This is a genomic window from Vibrio sp. 1069 (genome assembly GCF_033340555.1).
Map to the genome: position 1 here is coordinate 1 of NZ_JAWOWP010000183.1, position 897 is coordinate 897.

Consider the following 897-nt stretch of genomic DNA (forward strand, 5'->3'; position numbering starts at 1 on the left):
CGGCTCATAGCAAAACGCTCAGCCACCCGTTCCAAAGGATGATCATCGCCCGGAGAGCGTGACAAATAACGACTGAGCTTTTCGCTAAATGAGGTGTTCGAGCTGGTAAAAAGTCGATGCAACAATCCCCTTTCCGCTAACTGCTGATACAACCCCAAAACCCAATAACGTTGCGTCGCTTCACTCAAGCTTTCTTGCTCAAAAGAAAACAGCGCATTCAGCGTCGCTTGCAATGCTTTATCTGTCTCCACCGCGGGTACATTTTCGCCAAGCGCATTGCTCATACTCAGCTCCAGCATGTCATCACTCGGCACGCAGTGAAAGCTGAACATTCGAGAGAGAAAACGCCCTTGCTGAGGAAGGTTTTCAAAATTCAGCGAAGCGTTTGCTTCACAAAGCATGATATTAGGATGAAGAATATCGAACGCTTCGTCTTTCCAAAACAGACGCTTACTCCCTTTAATGATCTGGATAATACTCGGGGAATGAATCCGAACGTTACGCAGCTTTTGCTGCTGCTCCGCACGAAATAACGTGACTTGATATTGGTGGCTCATCTTCTCCCCTTTCTTATTCAATTATCGTGTGTAAGTGGCGGTTAACTTCGCTTTGTCCAATGCGACACTATTCAACGTGAATCCCACAACCGCCGCTGGCGTGTTCTCATCCAAGTTCAACTTGTCACTTGGCAAGGCCCAAACGGTAAACTGGTAGCGGTGCATACCATCTTTTTCTGGAGGACATGCGCCGCCAAAACCAGTAGTACCGTAATCGATACGAGACTCCTTACCGCCGAGCTTGCTGATATCAACGCCACGAGGCAATTCGTTAACTGAGGCTGGAATATCAAACACTATCCAATGCCAAAAACCACTACCTGTTGGTGCATCAGGATCG

Annotated in this window: 2 protein-coding genes; both read right to left on the reverse strand. The window is 47.8% G+C overall.

Translation table 11 applies throughout. The features are described from left to right. On the reverse strand, window positions 1-557 hold a 557-nt coding region (locus tag R7040_RS25310; protein WP_318097395.1), incomplete at its 3' end, for an AraC family transcriptional regulator. Between the two features lie 21 nt (window positions 558-578). Next, window positions 579-897, reverse strand: a 319-nt coding sequence (locus R7040_RS25315) for a YbhB/YbcL family Raf kinase inhibitor-like protein (protein WP_318097396.1), incomplete at its 5' end; no start/stop codon positions are given.